The 23737-nt window shown below is 69.5% G+C and carries 22 protein-coding genes, 3 tRNA genes and 1 pseudogene; 10 read left to right on the top strand and 16 right to left on the bottom strand.

Annotated features, from left to right (window positions below; genetic code table 11):
- From IPL89_01280 to IPL89_01270, 3 genes and pseudogenes are all read right to left on the bottom strand, one after another.
- A pseudogene (locus IPL89_01280) lies at positions 1-1312 on the bottom strand (MFS transporter).
- A 69-nt stretch (positions 1313-1381) separates the two neighbouring features.
- Positions 1382-2524, bottom strand: coding sequence for an endonuclease/exonuclease/phosphatase family protein (locus IPL89_01275; protein ID MBK9061827.1), 1143 nt, complete (start codon positions 2522-2524; stop codon positions 1382-1384).
- Positions 2525-2558: 34 nt separating this feature from the next.
- Positions 2559-3629, bottom strand: a complete 1071-nt coding sequence (locus tag IPL89_01270; GenBank protein MBK9061826.1) for an endonuclease/exonuclease/phosphatase family protein — start codon at positions 3627-3629, stop codon at positions 2559-2561.
- Positions 3630-3806: 177 nt separating this feature from the next.
- Between IPL89_01270 and IPL89_01265 the strand changes: the two genes are divergently transcribed.
- The 3 genes from IPL89_01265 to IPL89_01255 are packed head-to-tail and all read left to right on the top strand — an operon-like array spanning position 3807 to position 7121.
- Positions 3807-4127 carry a hypothetical protein gene (locus IPL89_01265; protein ID MBK9061825.1) on the top strand — a complete coding sequence of 107 codons (321 nt, stop codon included), beginning with the start codon at positions 3807-3809 and terminating at the stop codon, positions 4125-4127.
- A gap of 40 nt (positions 4128-4167) precedes the next feature.
- Positions 4168-5544: a tryptophanase gene (locus IPL89_01260; protein MBK9061824.1), complete on the top strand. Its 1377-nt coding sequence runs from the start codon at positions 4168-4170 to the stop codon at positions 5542-5544.
- Positions 5541-7121, top strand: a complete 1581-nt coding sequence (locus tag IPL89_01255) for a beta-lactamase family protein (GenBank protein MBK9061823.1) — start codon at positions 5541-5543, stop codon at positions 7119-7121. The genes IPL89_01260 and IPL89_01255 overlap by 4 nt, the downstream gene beginning before the upstream one ends.
- A 78-nt stretch (positions 7122-7199) precedes the next feature.
- On the opposite strand, the gene IPL89_01250 is transcribed toward IPL89_01255, so the two are convergent.
- The 5 genes from IPL89_01250 to IPL89_01230 all read right to left on the bottom strand — a co-directional run bounded on the left by IPL89_01250 (position 7200) and on the right by IPL89_01230 (position 12524).
- Positions 7200-7475 carry a hypothetical protein gene (locus IPL89_01250; GenBank protein ID MBK9061822.1) on the bottom strand — a complete coding sequence of 92 codons (276 nt, stop codon included), beginning with the start codon at positions 7473-7475 and terminating at the stop codon, positions 7200-7202.
- Positions 7476-7687: 212 nt separating this feature from the next.
- Entirely contained in the window at positions 7688-8839 is a 1152-nt protein-coding gene (locus tag IPL89_01245; protein ID MBK9061821.1) for an FAD-binding oxidoreductase, read from the bottom strand.
- 65 nt (positions 8840-8904) lie between these two features.
- A complete protein-coding gene (locus IPL89_01240) occupies positions 8905-10662 on the bottom strand; it encodes an NAD-dependent malic enzyme (GenBank protein ID MBK9061820.1) in 1758 nt (585 codons plus the stop codon).
- 61 nt (positions 10663-10723) lie between these two features.
- Positions 10724-11638 (bottom strand): hypothetical protein, encoded by a 915-nt coding sequence (locus IPL89_01235; GenBank protein MBK9061819.1) that lies wholly within the window; start codon positions 11636-11638, stop codon positions 10724-10726.
- A gap of 52 nt (positions 11639-11690) precedes the next feature.
- Positions 11691-12524, bottom strand: coding sequence for a hypothetical protein (locus IPL89_01230; protein ID MBK9061818.1), 834 nt, complete (start codon positions 12522-12524; stop codon positions 11691-11693).
- Positions 12525-12845: 321 nt separating this feature from the next.
- On the opposite strand from IPL89_01230, the gene IPL89_01225 reads away from it, so the two are divergent.
- Positions 12846-13514 carry an OmpA family protein gene (locus tag IPL89_01225; protein ID MBK9061817.1) on the top strand — a complete coding sequence of 223 codons (669 nt, stop codon included), beginning with the start codon at positions 12846-12848 and terminating at the stop codon, positions 13512-13514.
- Entirely contained in the window at positions 13456-14247 is a 792-nt protein-coding gene (locus IPL89_01220) for a DUF3943 domain-containing protein (GenBank protein MBK9061816.1), read from the top strand. The genes IPL89_01225 and IPL89_01220 overlap by 59 nt, the downstream gene beginning before the upstream one ends.
- A gap of 6 nt (positions 14248-14253) precedes the next feature.
- On the opposite strand, the gene IPL89_01215 is transcribed toward IPL89_01220, so the two are convergent.
- Positions 14254-14871, bottom strand: a complete 618-nt coding sequence (locus IPL89_01215) for an outer membrane beta-barrel protein (GenBank protein MBK9061815.1) — start codon at positions 14869-14871, stop codon at positions 14254-14256.
- 53 nt (positions 14872-14924) lie between these two features.
- A tRNA-Arg gene (locus IPL89_01210) sits at positions 14925-15001 on the bottom strand.
- A gap of 59 nt (positions 15002-15060) precedes the next feature.
- Between IPL89_01210 and IPL89_01205 the strand changes: the two genes are divergently transcribed.
- On the top strand, positions 15061-15693 hold the full coding sequence (locus tag IPL89_01205) for a DUF4136 domain-containing protein (GenBank protein ID MBK9061814.1): 633 nt from the start codon (positions 15061-15063) through the stop codon (positions 15691-15693).
- A 23-nt stretch (positions 15694-15716) separates the two neighbouring features.
- Here the strand turns inward: IPL89_01205 and IPL89_01200 are convergent, their stop codons facing one another.
- The gene (locus IPL89_01200) at positions 15717-16457 is read right to left on the bottom strand and encodes an SDR family oxidoreductase (GenBank protein ID MBK9061813.1); all 741 of its coding nucleotides are present in this window, start codon (positions 16455-16457) and stop codon (positions 15717-15719) included.
- Between the two features lie 33 nt (positions 16458-16490).
- Here IPL89_01200 and IPL89_01195 point away from each other — a divergent pair, with 33 nt between their 5' ends.
- From IPL89_01195 to IPL89_01185, 3 genes are read left to right on the top strand one after another with little or no spacing between them, the layout of a single operon-like run.
- A complete protein-coding gene (locus tag IPL89_01195; GenBank protein ID MBK9061812.1) occupies positions 16491-17366 on the top strand; it encodes a hypothetical protein in 876 nt (291 codons plus the stop codon).
- Positions 17363-18067 carry a haloacid dehalogenase-like hydrolase gene (locus IPL89_01190; protein ID MBK9061811.1) on the top strand — a complete coding sequence of 235 codons (705 nt, stop codon included), beginning with the start codon at positions 17363-17365 and terminating at the stop codon, positions 18065-18067. Before IPL89_01195 ends, IPL89_01190 begins: the two co-directional genes overlap by 4 nt.
- A complete protein-coding gene (locus tag IPL89_01185) occupies positions 18060-19199 on the top strand; it encodes a hypothetical protein (GenBank protein ID MBK9061810.1) in 1140 nt (379 codons plus the stop codon). The genes IPL89_01190 and IPL89_01185 overlap by 8 nt, the downstream gene beginning before the upstream one ends.
- Here IPL89_01185 and IPL89_01180 read toward each other — a convergent pair.
- From IPL89_01180 to IPL89_01160, 5 genes are all read right to left on the bottom strand, one after another.
- Entirely contained in the window at positions 19168-19521 is a 354-nt protein-coding gene (locus IPL89_01180; protein ID MBK9061809.1) for a DUF971 domain-containing protein, read from the bottom strand. The genes IPL89_01185 and IPL89_01180 overlap by 32 nt on opposite strands.
- 56 nt (positions 19522-19577) lie before the next feature.
- Complete coding sequence (locus IPL89_01175; protein MBK9061808.1) at positions 19578-20852, bottom strand: ABC transporter permease; 1275 nt, start codon at positions 20850-20852, stop codon at positions 19578-19580.
- Complete coding sequence (locus IPL89_01170; protein MBK9061807.1) at positions 20849-22069, bottom strand: ABC transporter permease; 1221 nt, start codon at positions 22067-22069, stop codon at positions 20849-20851. The genes IPL89_01175 and IPL89_01170 overlap by 4 nt, the downstream gene beginning before the upstream one ends.
- A 7-nt stretch (positions 22070-22076) precedes the next feature.
- On the bottom strand, positions 22077-23402 hold the full coding sequence (locus IPL89_01165; GenBank protein ID MBK9061806.1) for an efflux RND transporter periplasmic adaptor subunit: 1326 nt from the start codon (positions 23400-23402) through the stop codon (positions 22077-22079).
- A gap of 88 nt (positions 23403-23490) precedes the next feature.
- Positions 23491-23584, bottom strand: a tRNA-Ser gene (locus IPL89_01160).
- A gap of 62 nt (positions 23585-23646) precedes the next feature.
- Here IPL89_01160 and IPL89_01155 point away from each other — a divergent pair.
- Positions 23647-23734, top strand: a tRNA-Ser gene (locus tag IPL89_01155).
- The last annotated feature ends 3 nt before the right edge of the window (positions 23735-23737 follow it).

The following is a 23737-nucleotide window of genomic DNA, read 5'->3' as shown; positions in this document are numbered from 1 at the left end:
TCATTTTGCCGGCGGCGTGACCGCCTCGAGGCCGTGGGCGTGCGACCCCCTCTCGCTCCGCCAGAGGAGGAACGAGAAGACGAACGCCACCGACGCCAGCACCCCGAGCGACACGATGACGGGCGTCCAGCCCTCCGGGCGTGCGGCGCTCGCGTGCGAAGCGTCCTTGAGGAAGCCGAGGCCCCAGCTCATTCCGGCCCAGCCCACCTGCTGGCAGAACGTCATGAGCGCGTAGGCCGAGCCGAGGCGGGCCTCGGGAACGAGATACGTGACGGCGGGCCAGAGGACCGCCGGGACGAGCGCAAACGCGAGGCCGAGCATTCCCATCAGGAGCGTCGGGGAGACCCCGGAGAAGGGCAACAGGAAGAACGGGGGCACGAGGAGCGCCGAGCCCACGGTCATCAGGAGCGCGCGCTTCCCGATCCGGTCGGCGAGCAGGCCGAAGAGCGGCATGCCGATCATCGAGAGGAGCGGGAGGATCGACTTCAGATTCCCGGCGGCCTCGGGCGACAGCCCCTTCGCCTCGATGAAGTAGAGATTCGCGAACGTCCGGAACGGGAAGATCGTCGCGTAGAAGGCGACGCAGAGGCCGACGACCCACCAGTAGCCGAGGTCGAACCTCACGAGGTCCGACCAGACGAGCTTGTCCGTCTTGCCGGGCCGCGACACCGCGTAGACCCGGGCGGCCCGGCGCTCCAGCCCCGAGTAGACGACCGCGAAGAGGAACCACACGACGCCGAGCGCGGCCGCGAGGAGGAGCGGCGGCTGCCAGGTCGCGAAGAGGGGCTTGACGAGATCGGGCGACTTGTCCGCCGCCCAGGAGCCGAGGCGCGCGACGAGAAGCTGGATCGCGAGCGCGAACGAAATTTCCCTTCCCCTTGAACCAGCGTCCGATCACGGTCGTCGCCGCGACGATGAAGAGCTCCGAGCCGATCCCGAGGAGAAATCGCCCGGCCATCATTCCGGCCCAGGGCGCGCCGGGGACGAGAACCGGGAGAACCGCGATCAGGATGCCTCCCGCGGCTCCGATCGCGCCGAAGAGAATGGCCGAAGCCGCCACGCCGATCCGGTCGATGAGGACACCCCCCGCGATGAGCGTCAGGAGGGCCGCGACGTTGTACGACGTGTCGAGGAGCCCGATCTGCGCGCCCGTGAAGCCGAAGGCCTTTTCGAGGAGCGGCGTCACGGGGTAGAGCGCGTCGAAGACGTAGTAGGCCCCGAACATCGCGAGGCTGCACGTGAGCAGAACCGCCCACCGGTAGGCGGGCGGCGGAGGTGCGAGGGCGGGGCCCGGGGCGGGACTGTCCGGCATCCGCGCAGTCTAGCCCGTGCGTTGAGGCGAGCCGCTGGCGGCGGCCACCCTCGCGCGCTCAAAGCAGATTCACGGCACGAGCTTCACGACGAGGCCGGCGTGGTCGGACGGCCACAGTCCGGACGGCGCCACGTCGCCGCGCGTGTTGCCGACGACGTCGGCGCTCACGAGGCTGAAGTCCTCTCCCTTGAGAAAAACGAAGTCGATGCGCTGCGTGAAGGCCGGGAACGGCGCGAGGAGGTCGGGGTTCGGGCCCCACGTCAGGCCGGCTTCCTTCGGGTGCAGCGCGAGCCACGCGTCCTTCAGCCCGGGCCCGGCCGGCGCGGGCGCCGTGAGGAACCGGTACGTCGGCCAGAGCGTGGCGGCGTCGGTGTTGAAGTCGCCCGCGAGGATGACCCTGAGATCGGTCGCGAACGGCCCATTCTCGCCGAGCGTCAGCTCGGCCGCCTGCGCAAGCTGGAGCTGTTCGAGCGGCGAGGGCTCCTCGTTCGCGACGGGCGCGGGCACATCCTCGAGATGCGCCACGACGAACCGGAACTTCGCGCCTTTCGTCCCGACGTCGACGGACGCCCAGCCGCGCTTGATCACGAGCGGGACCTCGCACGATCCGTCGGCCGCGGGCACGATGCAGAGCTCGGCGAGGAGGGAGAACGTTCCGCTCTTCGGGTTCGAAACCGCGAGGCGCCGCTGGCCGGGCGGCAGGTCGACGCGCACGAGGATCGCGCTTCGGTCTAGGAGCATCACGACGTTGCCGTCGGCGTCCGGGAGCATCACGCTCGTGTCCTCGACGACGGACCTCATCTCGTAGAACATTCCCTCGGCCGCGAGGGCCTCGATCAGGATCGCGAGGTGGTCGATCACCTCCATCGGCTCGAAGGTCGCCCCGTCGAGCCGGACGTACTGGACGGCCTCCTGGACTCCGAAGAGATCGGGCCTGGCCGCCTTCACCTTCTTCGCGATCTCGGCGGCACGCACGTGGAAATCGGTGGCGTGGACCTGCGCCCAGACGCCGCTCACCGCGGCGGCGATCAGCTCCGGGTCGCCGGAAGCCGCGGCCGCGAAAAGCGGCCCCTCGTCGAAGCCGAAGTACGTGTTCCAGGTCATGAGAGTGATCGGCGCTCCGCCGCTCGCGCGCGCCGCGGGGCTGAGTACGAGGCCCGCGGCGAGCAGGAGGGCCGCGAGCGCGGGAAAGAGACGCGTACGTGAGTTCATGGGGTCCTTCCTTTCCGTCCGCGCGGGCCCTTGCTCACGGGACGAGGGTCACGACGAGACCGGCGTGGTCGGACGGCCACATGCCGGCGGGGACGCGGTCGAGAAGCGTCGCACCGACGACGTCGGCGTCCGTCACGCGGAACGCTCCCGAGAAGAGGACGAGATCGAGCCTCTGGGTGAGGCGCGGGAAGGGGTTCAGGAGGTCCGGCGACTGGCCCCACGTGAGGCCCGGCGCGAAGCGGTTCGCGGCCCTCCACGCGTCGGTCAGGCCGAAGTCCTGCGTGAGCATCTTGTACGTGGGCCACCTGCGGAAGCCGTCCGTGTTGAAATCGCCGACGAAGACGACGGGCAGGCCGGACGCAAGGTGGATGTTCACGAGCTCGGCGGCCTGCGCCTGCTGGAGCGGCGTGAGCTCTTCGGGACTCGCCGAAGCGTCCTCGAGGTGAGTCGTCACGAAACGGAAGCGGTGCCCCCATGCCGCGACGTCGACCGACGCCCAGCCCTGCGCGAGCGGGAACGGGAAATCCGGCGGGCCGAGAATGTACTGGAAGATGCCGCGCTGCGGGTTCGAGGTCGTGACGCCGTGGCCCTTGCGCGAGAGGATCGCGTTGCGATCCCGGAGAGAGACCATCGTCAGGTTTCCCACCGCGTCGAGGACCGGCAGGTCGACGGCCGTGACGTCGACGGACGAGACGATTTCGTACTTCATTCCGACCTGATCCAGCGCGGCGACGAGGATCTCGAGGTGATCGAGCCTCTCGACGATCGAGCCCGTCGGGCCGACCTGCGTGTAATTCACGGCTTCCTGGACGCCGATGAGATCGGGCTCCGCGAGGCGGACCCGAAGGGCGATGTCGCGGACGCGCCTGTGGAAGTTCGTCGCGTGGATCTGCCCCCACGCCACGGTGGCCGCTTCGGCGATGGCCGCCTCGTCGCCCGACATCGCCGCGGCGATCACCGGCCCGTCGTCAAATCCGTAAAAGAGGTTCCACGTCATCACCTTGACGGGCTTCGGCCCGTCCGCCGAGGCGGCCGGGGCGGCCGCGAGGCACAGCGCCGCCGCCGCTGCGGCGAAGAAGGCAATCAGGCTCGAGCGGCTTTTCATGGGGTTCCTGCCTTTCCGTCCGTTGGAGTGGACGCTCCGAACGTAGGAGCGGTGAAACCCTCAGTCTCAGCGGATTTACAGGAGAATTTGCGGTTCCAGGCGGCGGTCATGAAGCAGTTGCTTCAATGGCGGCGGGACGAGGCCCGGCCACATCTTCTAGGAGGAGGGATCTCCCCCATGAGGAAAGGCTCCGTTGCCGTGGCGCTTGCGCTCCTCCTTGCCGCGGCCCTGCCGCTTGCGGGCTCCGGCCGCGACTGCAGCAAAATGACCGAAATCCAGGTCCAGGCCAAGTCTTCCAAGACGATCTACACCGGCAACGTACCCGCGACGTACCGCGTCTGCGTGTGCGACGCCGAGCCGGTCGTCGAGCTCGTCGTGGACGGGAAGGTCGTCGGCGTCGTGACGGGCGGCCAGTGCATGGACGCCACCGGCACGAAGATCGAAGTCCGCGCGTCTCCGGACCGCGGGGTCACGGTCGGCTACACCGCGGTGCACTGAGCGGCGCTCCGGGCGCGCTCCGCGCTATCCTGCGGCCACGATGAATTTCCGCACGATCATCGAGCCGTTCCGGATCAAGTCCGTCGAGACCGTCAAGGAGACGACGCCCGAGTACCGCCGCCGCGCGATCGCCCAGGCCGGCTACAACGTCTTCCTCCTGCCCGCCGCGGACGTCCTCATCGACCTCCTGACCGACTCGGGCACGGGCGCGATGTCGGCCGCGCAGTGGGGCGCGCTCATCCAGGGCGACGAGTCCTACGCGGGCAGCCGGTCGTTCTACCGTTTCCGCGACGTCATCCAGGACCTCACGGGCTTCAAGCACGTGATCCCGACGCACCAGGGCCGCGCGGCCGAGCGCATCCTGTTCCACACCGTCCTCAAGAAGGGCGACGTCGTCCCGAACAACAACCACTTCGACACGACGCGCGCGAACATCGAGGTCGAGGGCGCCGAGGCGCGCGACCTCGTCATTCCCGAGGGCCGCATCCCTTCGCTCGTCCACCCCTTCAAGGGGAACATCGACCTCGTCGCCCTCGAGAAGACGCTCGCCGAGGACGGCGGCCGCGTGCCGCTCGTCATGGTCACGGTCACGAACAACTCGGGCGGCGGCCAGCCCGTCTCGCTCGAGAACCTGCGCGGGGTCCGCGCGCTCTGCGACCGCTACAAGAAGCCGTTCTTCCTCGACGCCTGCCGCTTCGCGGAGAACGCGTACTTCGTGAAGCGCCGCGAGAAGGGGCAGGAGGGCCGGACGCCCAAGGCCATCGCGCAGGAGATGTTCTCCCTCGCGGACGGCTGCACGATGTCTGCGAAGAAAGACGGCCTCGCGAACATCGGCGGCTTCCTCGCCATGAACGACGACGCGTGGGCCGAGAACGCGCGGAACCTCACGATCCTCACGGAGGGCTTTCCGACGTACGGCGGCCTCGCCGGCTACGACCTCGAGGCCATCGCGCAGGGGCTCATCGAGGTCGTCGAGGAGCACTACCTCCAGTACCGGATCCGCTCGATCGAGTACCTCGCGGACAAGCTCGACGCCGGCGGCGTCCCCATGATCAAGCCGTCCGGCGGCCACGCCGTCTATCTCGACGCGCGCGCCCTCCTCCCGCACATCCCGCCGGTGAGGTATCCCGGGATCGCGCTCGCGAACGCCCTCTACGAGACGGGCGGCATCCGCGGCGTCGAGATCGGCACCGTGATGTTCGGAATGAAGCCCGACGGGCGCGAGGAGCCGGGGCCCATGGACCTCGTGCGCCTCGCGTTCCCGCGCCGCGTTTACACGCAGTCGCACGTCGACTACGTGTCGGAGGTCGTCCTCGAGGTCGCGCGAAACGCGGCCGCTCTTCCGGGCTACCGGATCACGTCGGCCCCGCGCGTCCTCCGCCACTTCACGGCCCGCTTCGAGCCGATCGCGTCGTGAACTCCATGCGTCACCGCCGCGCCGCCGCGTTCCTGCCCGTCGTCCTGTTCCTCGCTTCGGCCGCGCCGCCCGCGCGCGCGTCCGCCGACGTCCCACCGGCGGCGTTCGCGGACCCCGCGCGCCGCGCGAAGCTTCTCGCGGCGCTGCCGGCCGTCGAGAAAGCCGTGGCTTCGGCCGTCGAGAAGAAGAAGTTTCCGGCCGCCGCGTTCGGCGTCGTCGTGGACGGCGAGCTCGTCCTCGCGAAGGGGTGGGGGGCGCGCGGGACGGCGGGCGGCGCCGTGGACGCGGACACGGTCTTCCGGATCGCGTCGATGACGAAGAGCTTCACGGCCCTCGCGATTCTCAAGCTCCGCGACGAGGGCAAGCTCTCGCTCGACGATGCGGTCGCGAAGTGGGTGCCCGAGCTCGCGGGAATGCCGAAGGCGACGAAGGACTCCCCGGAGATAACGATCCGGCACCTCCTGACACACTCCGAGGGTTTCCCCGAAGACAACCCGTGGGGCGACCGGCAGCTCGCGCAAAGCGACGCGTTCCTCGCCGCGATGGTGAAGGCTGGGATCCCGTTCTCGAACGCCCCGGGCGTCGCGTTCGAGTACTCGAACACGGGCTTCGCGCTCCTCGGGCGCGTCGTCGCGAACGTGTCGAAGATGCGTTACCGCGATTATGTGGACGCGAACATCCTGAAGCCGCTCGGGATGACCTCGACGTACTGGGAGGCTTCGGCCGTGCCGCCGGGGCGCCTCGTGACGGGCATGCGGCTCGAGGGCGAAACCCCCGTCGAGGAGCCGCTCCTCGGCGACGGCGCGTTCGGGGCGATGGGCGGGCTCTTCTCGACCGTGCACGATCTCGCGCGGTACACGGCGTTCTTTCTCTCGGCGTGGCCCCCGCGCGACGACGCGGACGCGGGCCCGGTTTCGCGCGCTTCGCTGCGCGAGATGCAGCAGTCCGCTCGCGCCACCGGCGCCTCCGCGAGGCCCGCGGCCGACGGCAAGCCCCTGCGCCTCGCCGCGGGCGGATACGGCTACGGCCTCAACGCCCGCACGACGTGCTCGTTCCGCCACGTCGTGTCGCACGGCGGCGGCCTGCCCGGCTACGGCTCGCTCATGCTCTGGCTGCCCGAGCACGGCGTCGCGCTCGTGGCGCTCGCGAACCTCAGGTACGCGGGCTGGAGCGGCATCTTCAACGACGCCCTCGACGCTCTCGCGGCGGGCGGCGGGCTCAAGGCGCGCGTCCCCCAGCCGTCTCCGGCTCTCCGCGCCGCGTACGGCGCCGTGAACGGGCTCTACGCCGGGTGGGACGACGCGGCCTTCGACGCCCTCGCCGCCGACAACCTCGTCCTCGACACACCGAAGGAGAAACGGCGCAGCGAATTCGCCGATCTGCGGGCGAAGCACGGCGCCTGCGTGCCCCGGGCGCTCGAGGCCGAGAACGCGCTGCGCGGAGCGTGGACCCTCGCGTGCGAGCGCGGCGAGATCGCCCTCAACGTCACGCTCGCGCCGACGCGGCCGCCGAAGGTGCAGCTCCTCGAGGCGAAATCGGGCCCTGCGCAGGCCGCCGACGAGCCCTGCAGGCCCTGACGAAAAGAAAAACGCCTCCGGGCACGGAGCCCGGAGGCGCACGAAACGGCCGCGGGGGCGGCCGGAGCGAGAACCCGGTTACTTCTTCTCTTCGACGACGGGGATCTTCGACCAGTCGATCTTCCCGTCCTTGCCCTTGGCGGCCTTGACCTTGTCGCCCAGCTCGTTGAGCGCGGCCGTCTCCTTCTTGGGCATCTTCTCCTTGTGGCAGCTGGCGCAGGTCGCCTTCGGGTCCTTGGCGCCCTTTCCGTCCACTCCGCTCTTGTAGACCTTCATGATGTCCATGGTCGCGAAGGCGGAGCTGCCCAGCACGAGTGCGGCGATGGCGGCGACGGCGGTGGTGGTCTTCTTCATGTTCTTTCTCCTCCGTTTTGTCCCGTCATCGGGACCAATGTCACTTGAACTCAAGTCCGGTGCCAGCCGCGGGACGAAACAGAATCCCTTGCATCGACGGGGGTTGCGCGGCCGGACCCGGATTGGTCCGCGAATGATCGCCCTGCCCGGGCGGCGAATCACACGAAATCGTGCTGATTCAGATGCTTCATTGAACTGGCGCGCCGGCGCCGTCAGAGGACCATCGTCTCGTGGATCAGGGCGCCGCGCCGAAAGCGATCGAGCGCGAGGGGCCCGACGTCCACCGTCTCGCTCCGCCCGTTGAGGACGAGCTCGGCGATCGCGCGCCCCGCGGCCGGCGCGTGCATGACGCCGTGGCCCGAGAAGCCGGACGCGACGAAGAGGCCGGGCATTTCCGGCACGGCGCCCACGACCGCGTGGTGGTCGGGCGTGACCTCGTAGAGCCCGGACCAGCTCATGTGCATGTCGAGCCCGGCCGCGGCGATCGACGGGAACCGCGCCTCGAGCGGCTCGGCGAAGCGGAGGAAAAAGTCCGGGTCGAACGCCGCGTTGAACCCCGGCGGCTCGTCCGCGTTCGACCACGCGATCGCGACGCGGCTTCCCTCGCGCCGCACGAGGACGCCGCTGTCGGCGTCGATCGTCATCGGGATCACGGGCGCGAGGTGTGGGCAGGGCCCGCTCACGAAGATGTGCCGGCGGACGGGCTCGACGGGAACGTCGAGCCCGGCGAGGGCCGCGACGCGCCCGGTCCACGGCCCCGCCGCGATCACGACGACCCCGGCCTCGACGGCGCCCGCGCCCGTCTCCAGCCGGAAGCCGGCGCCCGCGCGCGCGACGGCCGTCACGCCCGCGCCGTAGAGCGTCCTGACCCCGGCTCGCGACGCCTCGCGCAGAAAGAAGTTCGTGAGGCCGCCGGGGTCGATGAACCCGTCCCGCGGGCCGAACGTTCCGCCGGCGATCGGGCCTTCCGCGTACGGCGCCCGCGCGCGCACCCCCGCCGCGTCGAGGACCTCGACGGAGACGCCGCGCGCGCGCTGGAACGCGGCGGCCGACTCCATGGCGTGGAGCTTCTTCGGGTCGCCGGTCAGGAAGAGATAGCCCGCCTTGCGGTACATGGGCGGCTCGCCGATCTCTTCCGCGAGCGCGTCGAGGATCTCCATCGACGCGAGCGACATCGCGACGTTGACGTCCGTCGTGAACTGCGCGCGGATGCCGCCGTTCGCTTTCGCGGTCGAGCCCGTGCCGGGCAGCGACTCCTTCTCGAGGAGGACGACGCGCGCCGCTCCGAGCCGCGAGAGCTGGAACGCGACGCTCGTGCCGATGACTCCCGCACCGATGATCGCGACGTCCGCGCGCTCCGCCATCGTGCCCGAAGGCTATCAGGCCGGACGAGGCGCCGGCCCGCAAACGGGCCGGCGCCTCCGGAAAGCTAGACCAGCGCGGGAACGAAGTCGTCCGCGTGGACGTCCGAGCGCAGCGGCACGGCCACGGTCGGCAGGTACGCCGGGTTCCACATCGCGGCGGCGACGACCTTCGGGATCTCGGCGTCCGGGATGGCCTTGCCGAGCCCGGAGTCGCGCGCGACCTTGACGACCGCAACGGCGACGGCGGTGCTGACGCGCCGAATCTCCGACGTGGACGGGAAGAGGCTGCCGGACGCGAGGTCGGAGGCCTTCACCTCGTCGGCAAGGGCCTTGGCGGCGGCGGCGAACATCGCCTCCGTGACCTCCTTCGCCTCGGAGACGAGGACGCCGAGCCCGACGCCCGGGAAGATGAACGCGTTGTTGCCCTGGCCGACGACGATCTTTTTTCCGCCGTGCGGGACGGGGTCGAACGGGCTGCCGGTCGCCATGAGGGCGCGGCCGTCGGTCCACTTCACGAGGTCGACCGGCTTCGCTTCGGTCTTGCTCGTCGGATTCGACATCGGGAAGATGACCGGCCGCTCGACGTGCTTGGCCATCTCGCGGATGATCGCTTCGGTGAACGTGCCGGGCTCGCCGGACGTCCCGATGAGCACCGTGGGCTTGACGGCCTTCACGACCGCGAGGAGGTCGCGCGGCGCGCCGGGGCCGAGGCCGTACTTCGCGGCGAGGGCCGCGGGCCACGCGAACGGGCGCTTGTGGACGTCCTTGATCTCGACGTCGTCCACGACGAGACCCTTGCTGTCGATGTTCGCGGTCGCGAGCGCGAGCGCCTCGCCCGAGACGCCCGCCCGCGAGAACGTGTCGCGCAGGAGGCGCGCGATGCCGATGCCCGCGGCGCCCGCGCCGAGGATCACGACGCGCTGCTCCTTGACCGGGATTCCGGTCACGCGGCAGCCGGCCATCATGCCGGCGACCGCGACGGCGGCCGTGCCCTGGATGTCGTCGTTGAAGCAGGTGATCGACTTCTGGTAGCGGTCGAGCAGCCGGAACGCGTTCACCTTCTTGAAGTCCTCCCACTGGAGGAGGACCTTGGGGAAGCGTTTCTTGACGGCCTGCACGAACTCCTCGACGAGCGAGTCGTACTCGGCCCCGCGCAGGCGCGGGAAGCGCCAGCCGAGGTAGAGCGGGTCGGCGAGGAGCGACTCGTTGTCCGTCCCGACGTCGAGGCTGATCGGGAGCGTCTGGGCCGGGTGGATGCCCGCGGCGGCGGTGTAGAGCGCGAGCTTCCCGATCGGGATGCCCATGCCGCCGGCGCCCTGGTCCCCGAGGCCGAGGATGCGCTCGTTGTCCGTGACGACGATCAGGCGGACGTCGGCGAACGGCGCGTTTCCGAGAACCTCGTAGATCCGGCCGCGGTGGCCGGGCGTGATCCAGAGGCCGCGCGAGCGCCGGAAGATGTGGCTGAACTCCTGGCAGGCCTTCCCGACGACCGGGGTGTAGACGATCGGGAGGAACTCCTCGATGTGATCCACGAGCGTCCGGTAGAAAAGGTGCTCGTTGCGATCCTGCAGGGATGCGAGCCCGATGAACTTCTCGAGTTCGTCGGCCTTGCGCGAGATGTTCGCGTAGACCCTCTTCTCCTGCTGCTCCATCGTGCTGACGGCATGGGGCAGGAGCCCCTCGAGGCCGAACGCCTCGCGCTCCTCCTCCGTGAAAGCCGTGCCCTTCGTGTAGATGGGGTGGCGGAGCAGCCGTGTGCCGCGGTAGGGCACCTCCAGCCGGGCCGCGCCCTTGGAATCGTGCCGAACCGAATACTTCTCCATGTCGGAAGCCTCCGTCTTACAACGTGGGCCTCCGGCCCGCCCCGGGCATGAGGCATTTGCTTCAGTTGGGCAGCATCACGACCAGGTACTTGCTCCCCTTCCAGAAGCGGGCGGCGTCCGTCACGGTCAGGATGCTCGCCTTCTCGCCGGCGGCGGCGAGCGTGTAGCTGTCCTTCGGGTGGTCCGAGAGGACCCGGGCCTTGTCCGGGGCGGCCGGGACGTCGAACGTCGTCACCTTGCGCGTGTCGACCGCCTTGAAGAGGGTCTCGTCGAACTGGCCCGTCTGCTTGTAGTTGCCGCCGAGGCCGAGGACCGTCCCCTTCTTCTCGACGATGCCCGCCTTCTTCAGGGTCTCTTTCGGCGCGATGAGGACGTACGCGGTCGCCATCTGGGCCTCGCGGTCCGCGATGACGGCCTCCTTCTGCTGGACGGTCTCTTCCTTCTCCTTGACCGTCCCCCGCAGCTCCTCGGTCGTCTTCGTGAGCTCCTTCGTCTTGTCCTCGAGGGCGGCGATGGTGGCTTCCTTTTCCTCGAGCTGCTTCCTCAGCTCGCCGACGAGCCTCTCGAGCGACGTCACCTTCGCATCCGAAGCCTTCAGCGATTTCTGGAGGGTCGCCAGCTTCGCGAGGTTCGCGGCGACGGCCTTGCGGATGTCCGCGATTTCGGCCTTCAGCTCGTCGCGCTGCGCCGTGTTGGGCTTGCCTTCCTGGGCGAGGGCGATCGAGGTCTTGACCGCCTTGAGCTCCTTGACGCGCAGCTCCTCGAGGCCCTTCTGGACCTCGTCGAGCGTCGTCTGCATCTCCGCCGTCGCGGCGCCGGCGGCGCTGAGCTCCTTCTGGGCGCGGGCCTTCTCCTCGGTGAGCGTCTTGTTCTCGGCCTGGACCTTCTCGAGGTCCTTCTTCCAGGCGCAGCTCGTGAGGACGAGCGCGGCGAGGACCACGGCGGGAACGCGGGCGGAAAGCGGCAGTCGTTTCATGGCGTCACCTCGTTGCGCCCATCGTACCTCCGGAGTAACCGCGGCGGCGGACTCACGGCGACCAGGTTCGCGCCGGGATCGCCGTCCCGTCGTTGGACGCATTGTTCACGTTCACGCCGTAGCAGTAGACGCCGGCGCCGGGGTTCCCGGAGATGACCCAGAAGATGGCGATCACGTCGTCTCCCTCCACCGGCACGGCCTGCTGCGCCCAGCCGAGCGGGGCGAGGTCGAGCGTCGCGCTCGTGGTCGCCGAGCGGATGAAGTTTCGGAACGCGTAAAAATCCGCCCGCACCCGGATCGGGTCCGCGCTCGCGCTCGAGCATCCGAAGTTCGCCCGGTTCGCCGCGTCGACGCGCAGCCCCGCGGCGACGGAGACCGGGCTCGCGACCGGGCTCCCGAGCGTCACGACCGCGTCGTCGGCAAGGAGACCCGTGAGGGGCGTCGAGTAGCGCCCGGCGTCGCTCTCGGTGAAGACCTCGGCGATCGCGACGAAAGACTTCGCGAGCGTGCTCTCGGCGAGGTTGATCCCCGCGCCGCCCGTGTAGCCGAACTTGTCGTCCAGGAAATTGTCGAAGCGCGTGTAGGTGTTCGCCGGGAGCGCGATCGAGACGGTCTGCGAGGCGCCCGTGGGCGTCGACAGGAACGCGCGGACCGTGATCGGGTCGCCGCCCGGGTTGTAGAGCGTCAGCTTCGTCCTGAAGTACGCTCCGAACTGCCCCTGCGCGTTCGCGGAGGACGGGAAGACGTAGCTCTTGCCGACGAGGGCGGCCGGCCGGGGCGCGTCGCCGGCCCGTGCGGGCGGCGCCGCCAGGAGAAGACTCGGGAGAAGAAAACAGAGCGCATTTCGCAACACGTTCACGGGAGCCTCCACTCTGGAAGTGTGCACGGGTCACGCGGCAGCCGCCGGTGAGAAGATCCGCAGGTGAGACGAGCCGCCCCGTTCCTCGCCGCTCTGGTGCTGGCTGCCGCGCCCGCCCTTGCGCAGGATCAGGCGGGCCGCGCTCCCTCCGACTACGGACTTCGCACGAGCCGCTTCACGCTCGGCGGCTCCCTCGGTTTCAGGGATCGGGACCGTGACCTCGGTCGAGGTGGGGGTCCGGCGCGCTGGCGCTACCTCCCACGAAGGGGACCGGGTCTGCGGCTGGAGTCACTTCGGGAACGTTCGGCTACGCGGACGGCGACCCAGCTACCCGGCTGGTGCAAGGCCATGTACGACCAGGAGGGGATGCCGCGCATGGGGAACGGGTGCACGAGCTACGCCCTGACCCTGAAGTTCCTGCGCGGCGGCAAGGAAACCTGGGTGTTCCTCCAGGCCGGCGAAGGCGACGGTTCGTATTCGATGACGGTTTCAGAACGCGAGGCGATGAAGCAGGACGTCGCCGTGAACGAGCTGGCCGACAAGCTCGCCAAGGACGGGTTCATCGCGCTGTACGTCAACTTCGACACCGGGAAGGCGACGATCAAGCCCGACTCGGCCAGGACTCTCGACGACGCGGCGGCCGCTCTCAAGGCGGCCGCGGCTCTTCGTGTCGAGGTCGCCGGGCACACCGACAACGTGGGCGCGCCCGAGCGAACCTGCGCCTCTCCCGGAGCGCGCGCCCTGGGCCGCGCTCGTGGGGCGCGGCATCAAGACCGACCGGATGACCGCGAAGGGCTACGGACAGACGACGCCCGTGGCCGACAACCGCACGGAGGAAGGACGCGCCAAGAACCGGCGCGTGGAACTGGTCAGGAAGTAGCGGCGTCGACGGCATGGATCTCGGAGACGCCGCAGTCCGCTCGTCGACCTCGCTGCGGCCGAGTGAGTGGGTCTCCGTGTGGTTCCGGCGCTGCGTGCTCGCCGCCGGCATCTGCCTCCCGCTTCTCGCGAATGTGACGGGGCCCGGGCCGACGACGGCCCTGCGACCGGACGCGAAGGCCATCAGCGGCCTCAGCCTTCGGGCTGCGAGCCACCGCCGGGGCGTTTCTCCCTCGGTCTCGACTCCCTGACGACGGACCCCCCGGCCAGGCCCGATGTCCGGTGGGACCTGCCCCTCGAGCCGCCCTTCCGGCCGGCGCCGGCCCCCGGCGAACCGCTCCGCGGCGTTCGGAACTCGACCGCGACGTTCGGCACGAAGTTCTGGCGAGGCACGCTCATCATCACGGGCACGGAGCTCGCGAGCGGGGTCGTCCTCGCGCTGCTGCCGAAGGAGAACACGAAGTGGGACTCCGAGACCCTCAGCCGCGCCGGCTCGAATTTCGTCCGGGCGTGGACGGAGCTGCCGACCTGGGACGGCGACATTCCCTTCCACAACTGGATCGGGCACCCGTACGCGGGAGCCTTCTACTACAACATGATCCGGTCCCAGGGGGGGACGGTCCTCCAGTCCTTCGGCTTCGCCGCCTTCCAGACCGTGATGTGGGAGTACGTCCTCGAGTCGTGGGCCGAGCAGCCGAGCATCCAGGACCTCATCACGACGTCGATCATGGGCTCGGCCCTCGGCGAGCTCTTCCATCGCTGGTCGGTCGCCATCCTGAGGAAGGGGCGCCTGAACTTCGGGCAGAAGGCCCTGGTCTTCTTCCTCAACCCGTCCTACGTGATCAACAACGGCTACCGGCCACCCGAGTGAGCGCGGTCAGAACGAGAACAGCGTTCCGATGGACACGTCCACCTGAAGCGTTCCCCAGCCGGTGAGCCCGACCATGCACTCCGAGAACTGACAGAGGCCCTTCAGCGAGCCGCCCGAGAAGAGAGCGAGCGTCCGGAGCTCGAGGCGGGCGCCGAAGTTGCGGGTCGCCATCACCTTGACGCCGCCCGAGAGGGACGCCGTGAAGGACGTCACCTGGCCTCCCCCCTGTGCCTCGAGGGACGTCGCGCCGACGGCGGCCGAGACCAGCGGACGGACCCGGGCCTTGGGCGAGAAGTCCCACTGCACGCCCGCGAGCGCGGTCTGGATCCTCATGTCGTGGAGACCCCCGAGACCCCCGCCGAACGTGACGTCGCTCGACGCGCGCGTGAGCTGCTGCATGTAGGTCGCCTCGATGATGAGGTTCGGGGAACCGAGCGAGATCCCCGCCACGACCCCCCAGGACCACGACGGCTGGATGGAGAAGGACTCGCCGGTGACGGCGTCGTTCAGGGTTCCCCCCGCCCGGAAACCGATGATTGGGGTCAGCTCCCCGACGCCGTCCTGGGCGTTGGCGGGCGCAACCGCGGCGAGCATCAGCACAGAAAGGACGAGGAGACGGCGCATTCCGCGGATTCTCCCCGGTAACGCCCGAAGCTGCAGCCGTTCTTTCAAATCAATGGCCTGCCCGACCGGATTCGAACCGGTGACCCTCGGCTTAGAAGGCCGATGCTCTATCCAACTGAGCTACGGGCAGGTGCGGTGCCTGCGAAGCGAAATTACTGTAGCACCGAGCATCGGCTAAGCTCTCGCCCCATGTCGACAAAACGCGCATCCCTCGCGATCCTCGCCGTCCTCGCCTCCCTCGCTTTCGCCTCCGCCGCGCACGCCGGCACGAAGGTCAAGGAGAGCTGGGCCGACCCGCAGTTCGGCAAGATGAAGTTCAAGAACGTCCTCGCGATCGTCGCGACGAAGGACGCGTCCCTCCGCCGCACGGCCGAGGACGAGATCTGCAAGAACGTCGTGAAGACGGCGTGCACGCGCGGCTACACGATCCTCTCCGAGGCGGACGCCGGCGACAAGGAGAAGGCGGTCGCGGCGATCAAGGCGGGCGGCTTCGACGGCGTGGTCCTCCTCCGCTCCCTCGGCGGGGACGGCGGAATGTCGCGCGAGGCCGGCGCCGCCCGCCCGACGTACTACTGGACGTTCTACACGTACTACGGCTACTGGGGCACGAGCTGGGGCGTCCCGTACGTCGCCGCGAACACGAGCTACACGAAGACGCAGACCTTCATCACGCTCGAAACCAACATCTACGACATGACGACCGACAAGCTCGTCTGGGGAGGCTCGACCGAGACCAAGAACCCCGACTCGGCCCGGGAGCTCGTCCGGGACGTCACGAAAGCCGTTCGCAAGGACCTGAAGGCCAAGGGCCTCGTCGACTAGGGAGGCGCCCCTCCGGCCGATTCCTACGTTCGAATCGCGACGGACGTTCCGCCCCACACGTCGAGCACGGCGCCCGAGATGGTGGCCGCGGCGGGCGAGACGAGGAAAAGGACAGCCTCCGCCACGTCGCGGGCGTGGAGCTTTTCCTTCAGGGGCTCGGCGTGGGCGGGCGGGTCGAGATCGAGGCTCTTGTTGTCCGTCGCGCCGGGGCTGACGGCGTTCACCGTGACGCCGACGCCGCGCAGCTCGGCCGCGAGGGCCTTCGTGAGCCCGACGAGCCCGAACTTCGCCGCGCAGTGCGCGACGACGTTCGCCTCGCCCACGGAGCCGTGGATCGACGCGACGTTCACGACGCGGCCATGCCCCGACGCCGAGAGCGCCGGGAGCGCCGCCCGCGCGAGCAGGTAGCTGGCCTTGAGGTTCGTGTCGAGGATCCGGTCCCAGTCGTCCTCCTCGAGCTTCGCGAACGCCCGCCACACGAAGACGCCCGCGTTGTTCACGACGACGTCGATGCGCCGTGTCTCCTCCAGCGTCCGCGCCACGAGAGCCTCGACGGCGGCCCGGGACGTCACGTCCGTGGGGACCGCCAGGGCCCGCCCGCCGCTCGAGCGGATCTCGGCCGCCGTCCGTTCGACCTCGTCGGCGGAACGGGACGCGAGCGCGACCGTCGCCCCTTCGCGCGCGAACGCAAGGGCGATTGCGCGCCCGATCCCGCGCCCGCCGCCCGTGACGATCGCCGTCTGACCTTCGAGAAAGAGGGGCATGGAGAAAGGTTAGCAGGCTCCTAGAATCCCGTCATGAGACGTCGTTTCGCGTGCGTGCTTCTCGCGCTGCTCGCCGCCGCCCCGGCGGCGCGGGCCGCGCGGCGCGACGAGCGCGTGCCCACGCGAAACATGCCGGGGCCGGTCCCCGTCGCCGTCGCGACGCCGCCCTCGTACGAAGCAACGCCTCTCCGGCGGTACCCGGTCCTCTACTTCCTGCACGACGGGCAGGGCGACGAGGCGGTGCTCTTCCGGCAGGGCGTGATGGACGCGCTCGACGCGGCGATGCGCGCCGGGCGTCTCCCCGAGATGATCGTCGTCTGTCCGCGCGGCTCCGGCACCTGGTGGGTGGACGCGCAGGGCGGCGCGCGGCGGATGGCCGCGTTCCTCACGGACGACCTCGTGCCGTTCGTGGACCGGACGTTTCGCACGCGCGCGTCGCGCGACGGACGCGTCGCCGCGGGCATCTCGATGGGCGGCTACGGCGCCCTGCGCTGGGCCCTCGCCCGGCCGGATCTCTTCACCGCGGCGGGCGGCCTCTCGCCCGCGATCCAGCAGCTGTGCGTTCCCTCCGTCGCCGCGCTCCCCTTCTTCCTCAAGCCGTCTCTCGAGGCCGCCTTCGGCGCCGATCCCGTCGCGAACGTCCTGCGCAAGAACGACCTTTACCAGATGCTCCTCGAAGACGCCTCTCTGGCGGCACGGGCGCCGTTCCTGCTCGTGCGCTGCGGCACGGAAGACAAGTACCGCCTCGCGGAGATCGCGGGGTTCTTCGGCCGCTTCGCCTCGGCCGTCGGCGCGGCCCACGAGGTCCGGCTCGAAACCGGGGTGCACGACTGGCCGTACTGGAGACGCGTGTTCCCCGACTTCGCCGCCTCCCTCGCCGCGCGCCTCCCGTCCGGGGACGGGCCGTGAGCGCCGCCCGCGCGCCGCGCCCGCGGCTCGTCCTCTTCGACATCGACGGGACGCTCCTCTCGGGCGGCCGGGCGGCGCGCACGGTCTTCGCGGGAGCCCTGACGGAAGTCTTCGGGACGTGCGGCGACGTCGAGACGTTCGCGTTCGAAGGCAAGCTCGACCCGATGATCGTGAGGGAGCTCCTCCTCGCGGCGGGCGTCCCGGAGGAGACCGTGCTGCGCCGCCGGGCCGAGGCGCTCGCGCTGTACCTCGACCGTCTCGAGGCCGCGCTCGCCTCGGAGCGGCCGGTTCTCAAGCCCGGCGTCGCGGCCGTCCTGGATGGCGTCGCGCGCTCCGGCGGCGCCGTCCCGGCACTCCTCACGGGAAACGTCGAGCGCGGGGCGCGCATCAAGCTTTCGGCCGTCGGCCTCTGGGACCGATTCGCGTTCGGGGCGTTCGGCGACGAAGCGCCGCGCCGCGAGGACCTCGGCCCCGTGGCCCTCGAGAAGGCCCGCCAGCTGGGCCACGCGTTCACCGGCTCCGACTGCGTCGTGGTCGGCGACGCGCCGCAGGACGTCGCCTGCGCTCTCGCGCTCGGCGCGCGCATCGTCGCCGTCGCGACGGGCAGGACGCCCGCCGGACGGCTCGCTGAGGCGGGCGCCGTCGTCGTCCTCCCCGACCTCTCCGACACGTCCCGTGCCCTGGAGGCCATCCTTGGTTGAAGCCCGCGTTCGCCCTGCGCTTTTCACCGCGCTCGTCCTCGCGGCCCTCGCCGCGGCCCGCCCCGCGTCTGCCGCCGACACGGCTTCCGGGCCGCCGTTCGACCTCAGCGCGAAGACGCCGCACGAGATCGCTTTCACCATCGACACGCAGCCGGCCCGCGACGTGCTCGGCCTCCTCGCCGGCGCGCCCGGGCCGACGGCCGCGCTCCGGCGCCTGAAGGCGTCCGCCCACGCCACCGCGGCGATCCGCGGCCAGAACCTCTCGCCAGACGACTACTACGGCAAGCTCGTCTCGGCGATCGCCGGGACTCCGGACCCGCTCTTCACGTCGTTCATCGGGACGAGCCCGGCCTTCACGGCGCTGCTCGACGAGATGGACGCCACGGGCGCCGCGGACGCCGCGCTCGAAGCGCGGCGCCTCGCGTCGATCCTGCCCACGGGCACGCCGGTGAAGGTGAACGTCGTCCTCGTGCCGTTCCTCGCGATCTCGGGGTTCGCCGAGATCGTCTCCGTGAGCGGCGACGGCGAGATCGTCATCTCCGCCGACCTTCCCCGCCTCGTCGGCAGCGGCGCTGCGGCGCCACCGCCGCGCGAGACCCTCCTGAAGATCCTGCGCGGCGCGGCGGCCGAGGCGTGGCGCGCGCTCTTCGAGGCGCACGTGAGAAAGGCGCCCGCCTGGCCGCCCGCGGGCGACAAGTCGCTCGACTTCGACGCGCTGCTCGCGCGCACCGTCGCCGAGGGCCCGGGCACGCTCTTCCTCGTGCCGGACGAGTTCTTCCCGCTCTCGCCCTTCCTCGAGGAGCCCATCGCGCGGAGCTTCGGGCGCTGGAACACGGCGGCGGATCTCCTCCTCGAGCGCAAGCTGAAGGAGGACCAGAGGCAGGACCTCTTCCTGAACGCGGGCAAGGGCGACTTCTGGCAGCGCTACCCCGCGATCGTCGGCGCCCAGATGACGGACGGCGTCCTGCGCCTCGCGGGCCGCGAGAAATTCCTCGCGGCCTTCGCCGCGGGCCCGCGCGCGCTCGCCGCGCTCTACGTCTCGGCCACGAAGGGCAAGGGCTACCCCGACGTCACGAAGCTCGTGAAGAAGGCGCTCGAGGTCAGACCGTCGGGAGCAGCGGGAAAGCCGTGACAGGCGGCAGGTCGGGCGGGTTCTCGCCCCAGGCCTTCAGCCGCGCGTAGGTGTAGAGCCCGTCGGCGTGCCCGTCGCCCCAGAAGATCTGGAGCGCGTAGCCGCCCACCGGCGACGTGCCCTTGACGACGTACGACTCCTGCGTGAGCGGCTTCTCCGGGGGCTTGTAGATCCGGCCGAGGAGATCCCCCTCGCCCTGGCACGAGGCGCACGGGCAGAGGCGCCTGAGGTCGGTGAGTTTCTGGTACGTCTCGGCGCCGTCGGCCCACACGATCGCGAGCTCGTCGCCGAGGACCTGCACGTCTTTCGGGATCACGGCCACGGGAGGATCCTAACCGGAACGCCGGACTCGAGGGCGGGGGCCTGCCCGCCGGGGAACTACTCGTACCTCAGGGCGTCGATCGGATTGAGGCGCGCGGCCTTCATCGCGGGGTAGATCCCGAAGAAGAGACCGATCGACACCGAGACGCCGAGGCCGAGGAGGATGCTCCAGAGCGGCGTCTCGGTCCGGAGGCTCGAGACGTTCTTGACGATGAGCGACGTGAGCATGCCGAGGAGGACGCCCGCCGCCCCGCCGAGGGCCGTCAGCATCATCGCCTCCGTGAGGAACTGGAGCGAGATGTCGCGCCGGAGAGCCCCGACGGACTTCCGGAGCCCGATCTCCTTCGTTCGCTCCGTGACGGAGACGAGCATGATGTTCATGACGCCGACGCCGCCCACGAGGAGCGCGATCGCCGCGATGAGGACCATGACGCCCGAGATCGCGTTCGTGACCGCCTGCATCTGGGCGAGCATCTTCTCGGCGGTGAAGATCGCGAAGTCGTTCGGCGCGTTGAACGGCACCTTGCGCCGCGCCCGGAGGACGGCCGTGCCCTCCTCGATGACGCGGTCCACGAGCTCGGGCGAGCGCGGGATCGTCGCGATGTGGATCGTGTCGTCGTGCGAGTTCTTCGTCTCGGGAAAGTGGCGGTCGAACGTCGAGATCGGGATCACGACGACGTTGTCGGGCTGCCCGCCGAAGCCCGAGGAGCCCTTCTTCGCGAACGTGCCCACGACCTGGGCGCGCCGGCCGTTGATCGTCAGGATCTGGCCGAGCGGGTCCTTGCCCTTGAAGAGGGACTCGATGACGTCCTGACCGACCACCGCGACGTCCGTCGCGTGAAGGACGTCCGTCTCCGTGATGTTCCGTCCGTCTTTGATCTCCCAGTTGTTGCAGATCGCATAGTCCTGGTTGACGCCCGCGACCTGCGGGGAGTTCGCCTCGACGCCGTTCGCCTTCACCTGCGACGGGCGCCACATGTACCGCTCGGGCGAGACCGCGAGGATCGACGGGCAGAGATCGCGGAGGGCCTGGGCGTCCTCGATCGTGAGATCCCGCCGCTTGCGCTCCTCCTCGGAGCGGTGGCCGGGGCCGAAGCGCGGCTCGAACTTCTGGAACTGGACGAGCGTCGTCCCGAAGGACGAGAACGCCTCGGTCTGCGAGCGGTCGAATCCCGTCACGAGCGAGACCATCCCGATGACGGTCCAGACGCCGATCACGATGCCGACCATCGTGAGGAACGCGCGCAGCTTGTGGGCACGGAGCGCGATCAGGGCGAACCGGAGGTTCTCCGCGAGGATGCGCCGGAGGGCGTCCATGACGCGCGCCGTCATTCGAACCTCAGGGCCTCGATCGGCGTCAGGCGCGAGGCCTTGATCGCCGGGAAGACGCCCGCGATCACGCCCGTGAGCGTGGCGAGGACGAGGCCCGAGATGACGAGGCCGGGCGTCACGAGCGTCGGCAGCGGCGTGAACGCGTCCACGCAGATCGCGATGACCCACCCGAAGAAGACGCCGAGGACGCCGCCTCCGAGAGCGAGAAGGCCCGCCTCGAGCAGGAACTGGAAGAGGACGTCGCGCTTGCGCGCCCCCACCGCGAGGCGCAGCCCGATCTCCTTCGTCCGCTCGATGACCGAGACGAGCATGATGTTCGCGATCACGATTGCGCCCACGACGAGCGAGATTCCGCTGATGAAGACGAGGAGCGCGAACGCGGCGGCCGTGATCGCCTTCCAGACGACCTGGATCGCGTCCGCGTTCACGAAGGAGATCGGGTCCGGCGCCTTCGGGTCCGTGTGCCTCAGCGCGCGGAAGATGGCTCTCATCTCGTCCATGGAAGCCGGCACGCCCGGGACGCCGCCCTTGGCCTGGACGAGGATGTTGATGTTCCGGTTCTTGCCCCAGGCCTTGCAGAGCGTCTCGCGCGGGATGTAGACGACGGTGTCCTGGCTCTGGCCGAGCACCGAGCCCTGCTTCGCGAGCACCCCGATGACCTGGAACGGAATTCCGTTCAGCGTGAAGGTGCGGCCCAGCGGGTCGAGGCGCGGGAAGAGCTCGTCCTTGACGTCCGAGCCGATCACGGCGACGAACGAGCGGTGCTCGTTCTCCATCTCCGTGAAGAAGCGGCCGGATTCGAGGTCGAGGTTCCGGATCTCCGCGATGTTCGCGGTCGTGCCCGAGATCTGGACGTCCGAGAGCTTGCGGCCCTCGTAGCGCGCGAGGCGCGTCGTCCCGGAGGAGGCCCCGATCTTCTCGGCGTTCTTCGCGAGCCGCATCACCTGCTCGACCTCGGACTTGTTCAGCGGCTTGCGCTTGAGCGCGGCGAGGAACTCCTCGCGCGACGTGATGATCCCCCAGCGCGTGACGGCGTAGACGTCGGGCGAGAGGGAGAAGATCTTCGTCGCAACGTAGTTGTTGAGGCCCGAGATGACCGCCACGACGGCGACGACGGTCATGACGCCGATGATGACGCCGAGAAGCGTCAGGAACGAGCGGAGCTTGTGCGCCGTGACCGCCTTCCAGGCGACGCGCAGGAGCTCCCCGATCAGCATCGCCGCCTCAGGACTTCTTCGCGGCGTCGGCCGCGGGCGCGGAGTTGTCGACCTTGACCTTGTCGCCGATCTTGAGCTGCCGGAGTGCCTTGAACGGACCCGTCACGATCTCGTCGCCTTCCGCGAGGCCTTCGACGACCTCGGTCTGGAGGTCGGCGTTGATGCCCGTCTTGATCTTCTTGAACTCGACGGTGCCCGCCTTCGTCACGACGAAGACGCCCTCGACGTCCTTCTTCTTCTCCGCGGACCCCGCCGCCGCCGAAGCAGCCGGGGCCGCCGCCGTGGTCGACGCGGCCGCGCCTGCGGCGGGCTTGTCGTCCTTCTTGCCGGGCTTGGGCCTCTCGAGAGAGGCCGGGTCCGCGACGACGAGCGCCGGGATCGGGATGGCGAGGGCGGCTTCGCGGCGGTCCGTCTCGATCTTGCCGGACACCGAGAAACCGGGCCGGATGTTCCCGGGCGGGTTCGTGACCTGGACCTTGACCTTGAAGTTCACGGCCGACGAGTCCGTTCCGAGCGCGGACTTCGTGATCGGGCTGCCGCCCATCTCCGTGACCTTCCCCTCGAACTTCTTGTCCACGTACGCGTCGAACGTGAGCGTCGCCTTCTGGCCGATCTTCACGTGCGGGACGTCGGTCTCGTCGACCTCCATCTCGCCCTCGACGATCGACATGTCCGACACGGTCAGGAGCACGGTGCCGGGGTTGTTCATCGTCCCGATGATGGCGTTCTCGCCCTGCTCGACCGGGCGGGCGGTCACGACACCGTCGATCGGCGAAGTGAGCGTCGTTTTCCGGAGGCTGTCCTTGTTTCCCATGAGGTTCGCGCGCGCCTGCTCGATGCGCCGCTCGGTGGCCCGCTCGTTCGCGGCGGCCGCGTCGAGCGACAGCTTCGCCTTCTGAAGCGCCTGCTCGGACGTGATCTTCGCCTCGAAGTTCTTCTGCTCGCGCGCGTAGTCGCGCTCGGCCTGCTCGCGCGTGGCGCGGTCGGACTCCCGCTGGGCGAACAGGGCGTCGAGGCCCGCCTGAGTCGCCTGCGCGCCGGCGTCGTACTGGGCCTTGTCGATCTGGAGAAGGAGGTCGCCCTTCTTGACGTGGTCGCCCTCCCGGACCGCCAGCGTCACGATCTGTCCCATGACCTGCGACGAGATGTCGACCTTCGTCTTGGCGCGAACGCGGCCGTTGCAGCTCACGGTCGAGACGAGCGGAACCTTGCCGACCTTCGCGGTCGTGACCCGCACCGTGTTCTTGTCCTTGCGGGCGATCGACGCCCAGATGACGACGGCCAGGATCGCGACGACCCCGATCCCGATCGCCGCCTTGATCCGCGTGCTCATGGAACGGCTCCCTTCCGGCGCAAATGCTGACTCCGTCACCTGTTACGGCATTTCCGGCTCCGAGGTTTCAGGGCCGGGGGCGAAGGAATGGCGGACAGGGGGGGATTCGAACCCCCGGTAAGGTTTTAAAGCCCTACGGCGGTTTAGCAAACCGCTGGTTTAAGCCACTCACCCACCTGTCCGTGGCGGCACCGGGCCGCGAAGTCTAGCAGGGAGAGGAGATAATGGCTTTCCGCGTCCTTCCGGAGGAGTGGCCGAGTGGTTTAAGGCGGCGGTCTTGAAAACCGTTGTACCGAAAGGTACCGGGGGTTCGAATCCCTCCTCCTCCGCCAACC

The organism is Acidobacteriota bacterium (assembly GCA_016716715.1).
Taxonomy (GTDB): domain Bacteria; phylum Acidobacteriota; class Thermoanaerobaculia; order UBA5066; family UBA5066; genus Fen-183.
Note: the sequence above shows the minus strand (reverse complement) of the source record. Positions and strands in the feature narration are given on the sequence as shown.

Bases quoted from the DNA above. Each gene is read 5' to 3' on its own strand.
- IPL89_01275 (MBK9061827.1), bottom strand. From the start codon at position 2,524: ATGAACTCACGTACGCGTCTCTTTCCCGCGCTCGCGGCCCTCCTGCTC.
- IPL89_01270 (MBK9061826.1), bottom strand. From the start codon at position 3,629: ATGAAAAGCCGCTCGAGCCTGATTGCCTTCTTCGCCGCAGCGGCGGCG.
- IPL89_01265 (MBK9061825.1), top strand. From the start codon at position 3,807: ATGAGGAAAGGCTCCGTTGCCGTGGCGCTTGCGCTCCTCCTTGCCGCG.
- IPL89_01260 (MBK9061824.1), top strand. From the start codon at position 4,168: ATGAATTTCCGCACGATCATCGAGCCGTTCCGGATCAAGTCCGTCGAG.
- IPL89_01250 (MBK9061822.1), bottom strand. From the start codon at position 7,475: ATGAAGAAGACCACCACCGCCGTCGCCGCCATCGCCGCACTCGTGCTG.
- IPL89_01245 (MBK9061821.1), bottom strand. From the start codon at position 8,839: ATGGCGGAGCGCGCGGACGTCGCGATCATCGGTGCGGGAGTCATCGGC.
- IPL89_01240 (MBK9061820.1), bottom strand. From the start codon at position 10,662: ATGGAGAAGTATTCGGTTCGGCACGATTCCAAGGGCGCGGCCCGGCTG.
- IPL89_01235 (MBK9061819.1), bottom strand. From the start codon at position 11,638: ATGAAACGACTGCCGCTTTCCGCCCGCGTTCCCGCCGTGGTCCTCGCC.
- IPL89_01225 (MBK9061817.1), top strand. From the start codon at position 12,846: ATGTACGACCAGGAGGGGATGCCGCGCATGGGGAACGGGTGCACGAGC.
- IPL89_01215 (MBK9061815.1), bottom strand. From the start codon at position 14,871: ATGCGCCGTCTCCTCGTCCTTTCTGTGCTGATGCTCGCCGCGGTTGCG.
- IPL89_01205 (MBK9061814.1), top strand. From the start codon at position 15,061: ATGTCGACAAAACGCGCATCCCTCGCGATCCTCGCCGTCCTCGCCTCC.
- IPL89_01200 (MBK9061813.1), bottom strand. From the start codon at position 16,457: ATGCCCCTCTTTCTCGAAGGTCAGACGGCGATCGTCACGGGCGGCGGG.
- IPL89_01195 (MBK9061812.1), top strand. From the start codon at position 16,491: ATGAGACGTCGTTTCGCGTGCGTGCTTCTCGCGCTGCTCGCCGCCGCC.
- IPL89_01175 (MBK9061808.1), bottom strand. From the start codon at position 20,852: ATGACGGCGCGCGTCATGGACGCCCTCCGGCGCATCCTCGCGGAGAAC.
- IPL89_01170 (MBK9061807.1), bottom strand. From the start codon at position 22,069: ATGCTGATCGGGGAGCTCCTGCGCGTCGCCTGGAAGGCGGTCACGGCG.
- IPL89_01165 (MBK9061806.1), bottom strand. From the start codon at position 23,402: ATGAGCACGCGGATCAAGGCGGCGATCGGGATCGGGGTCGTCGCGATC.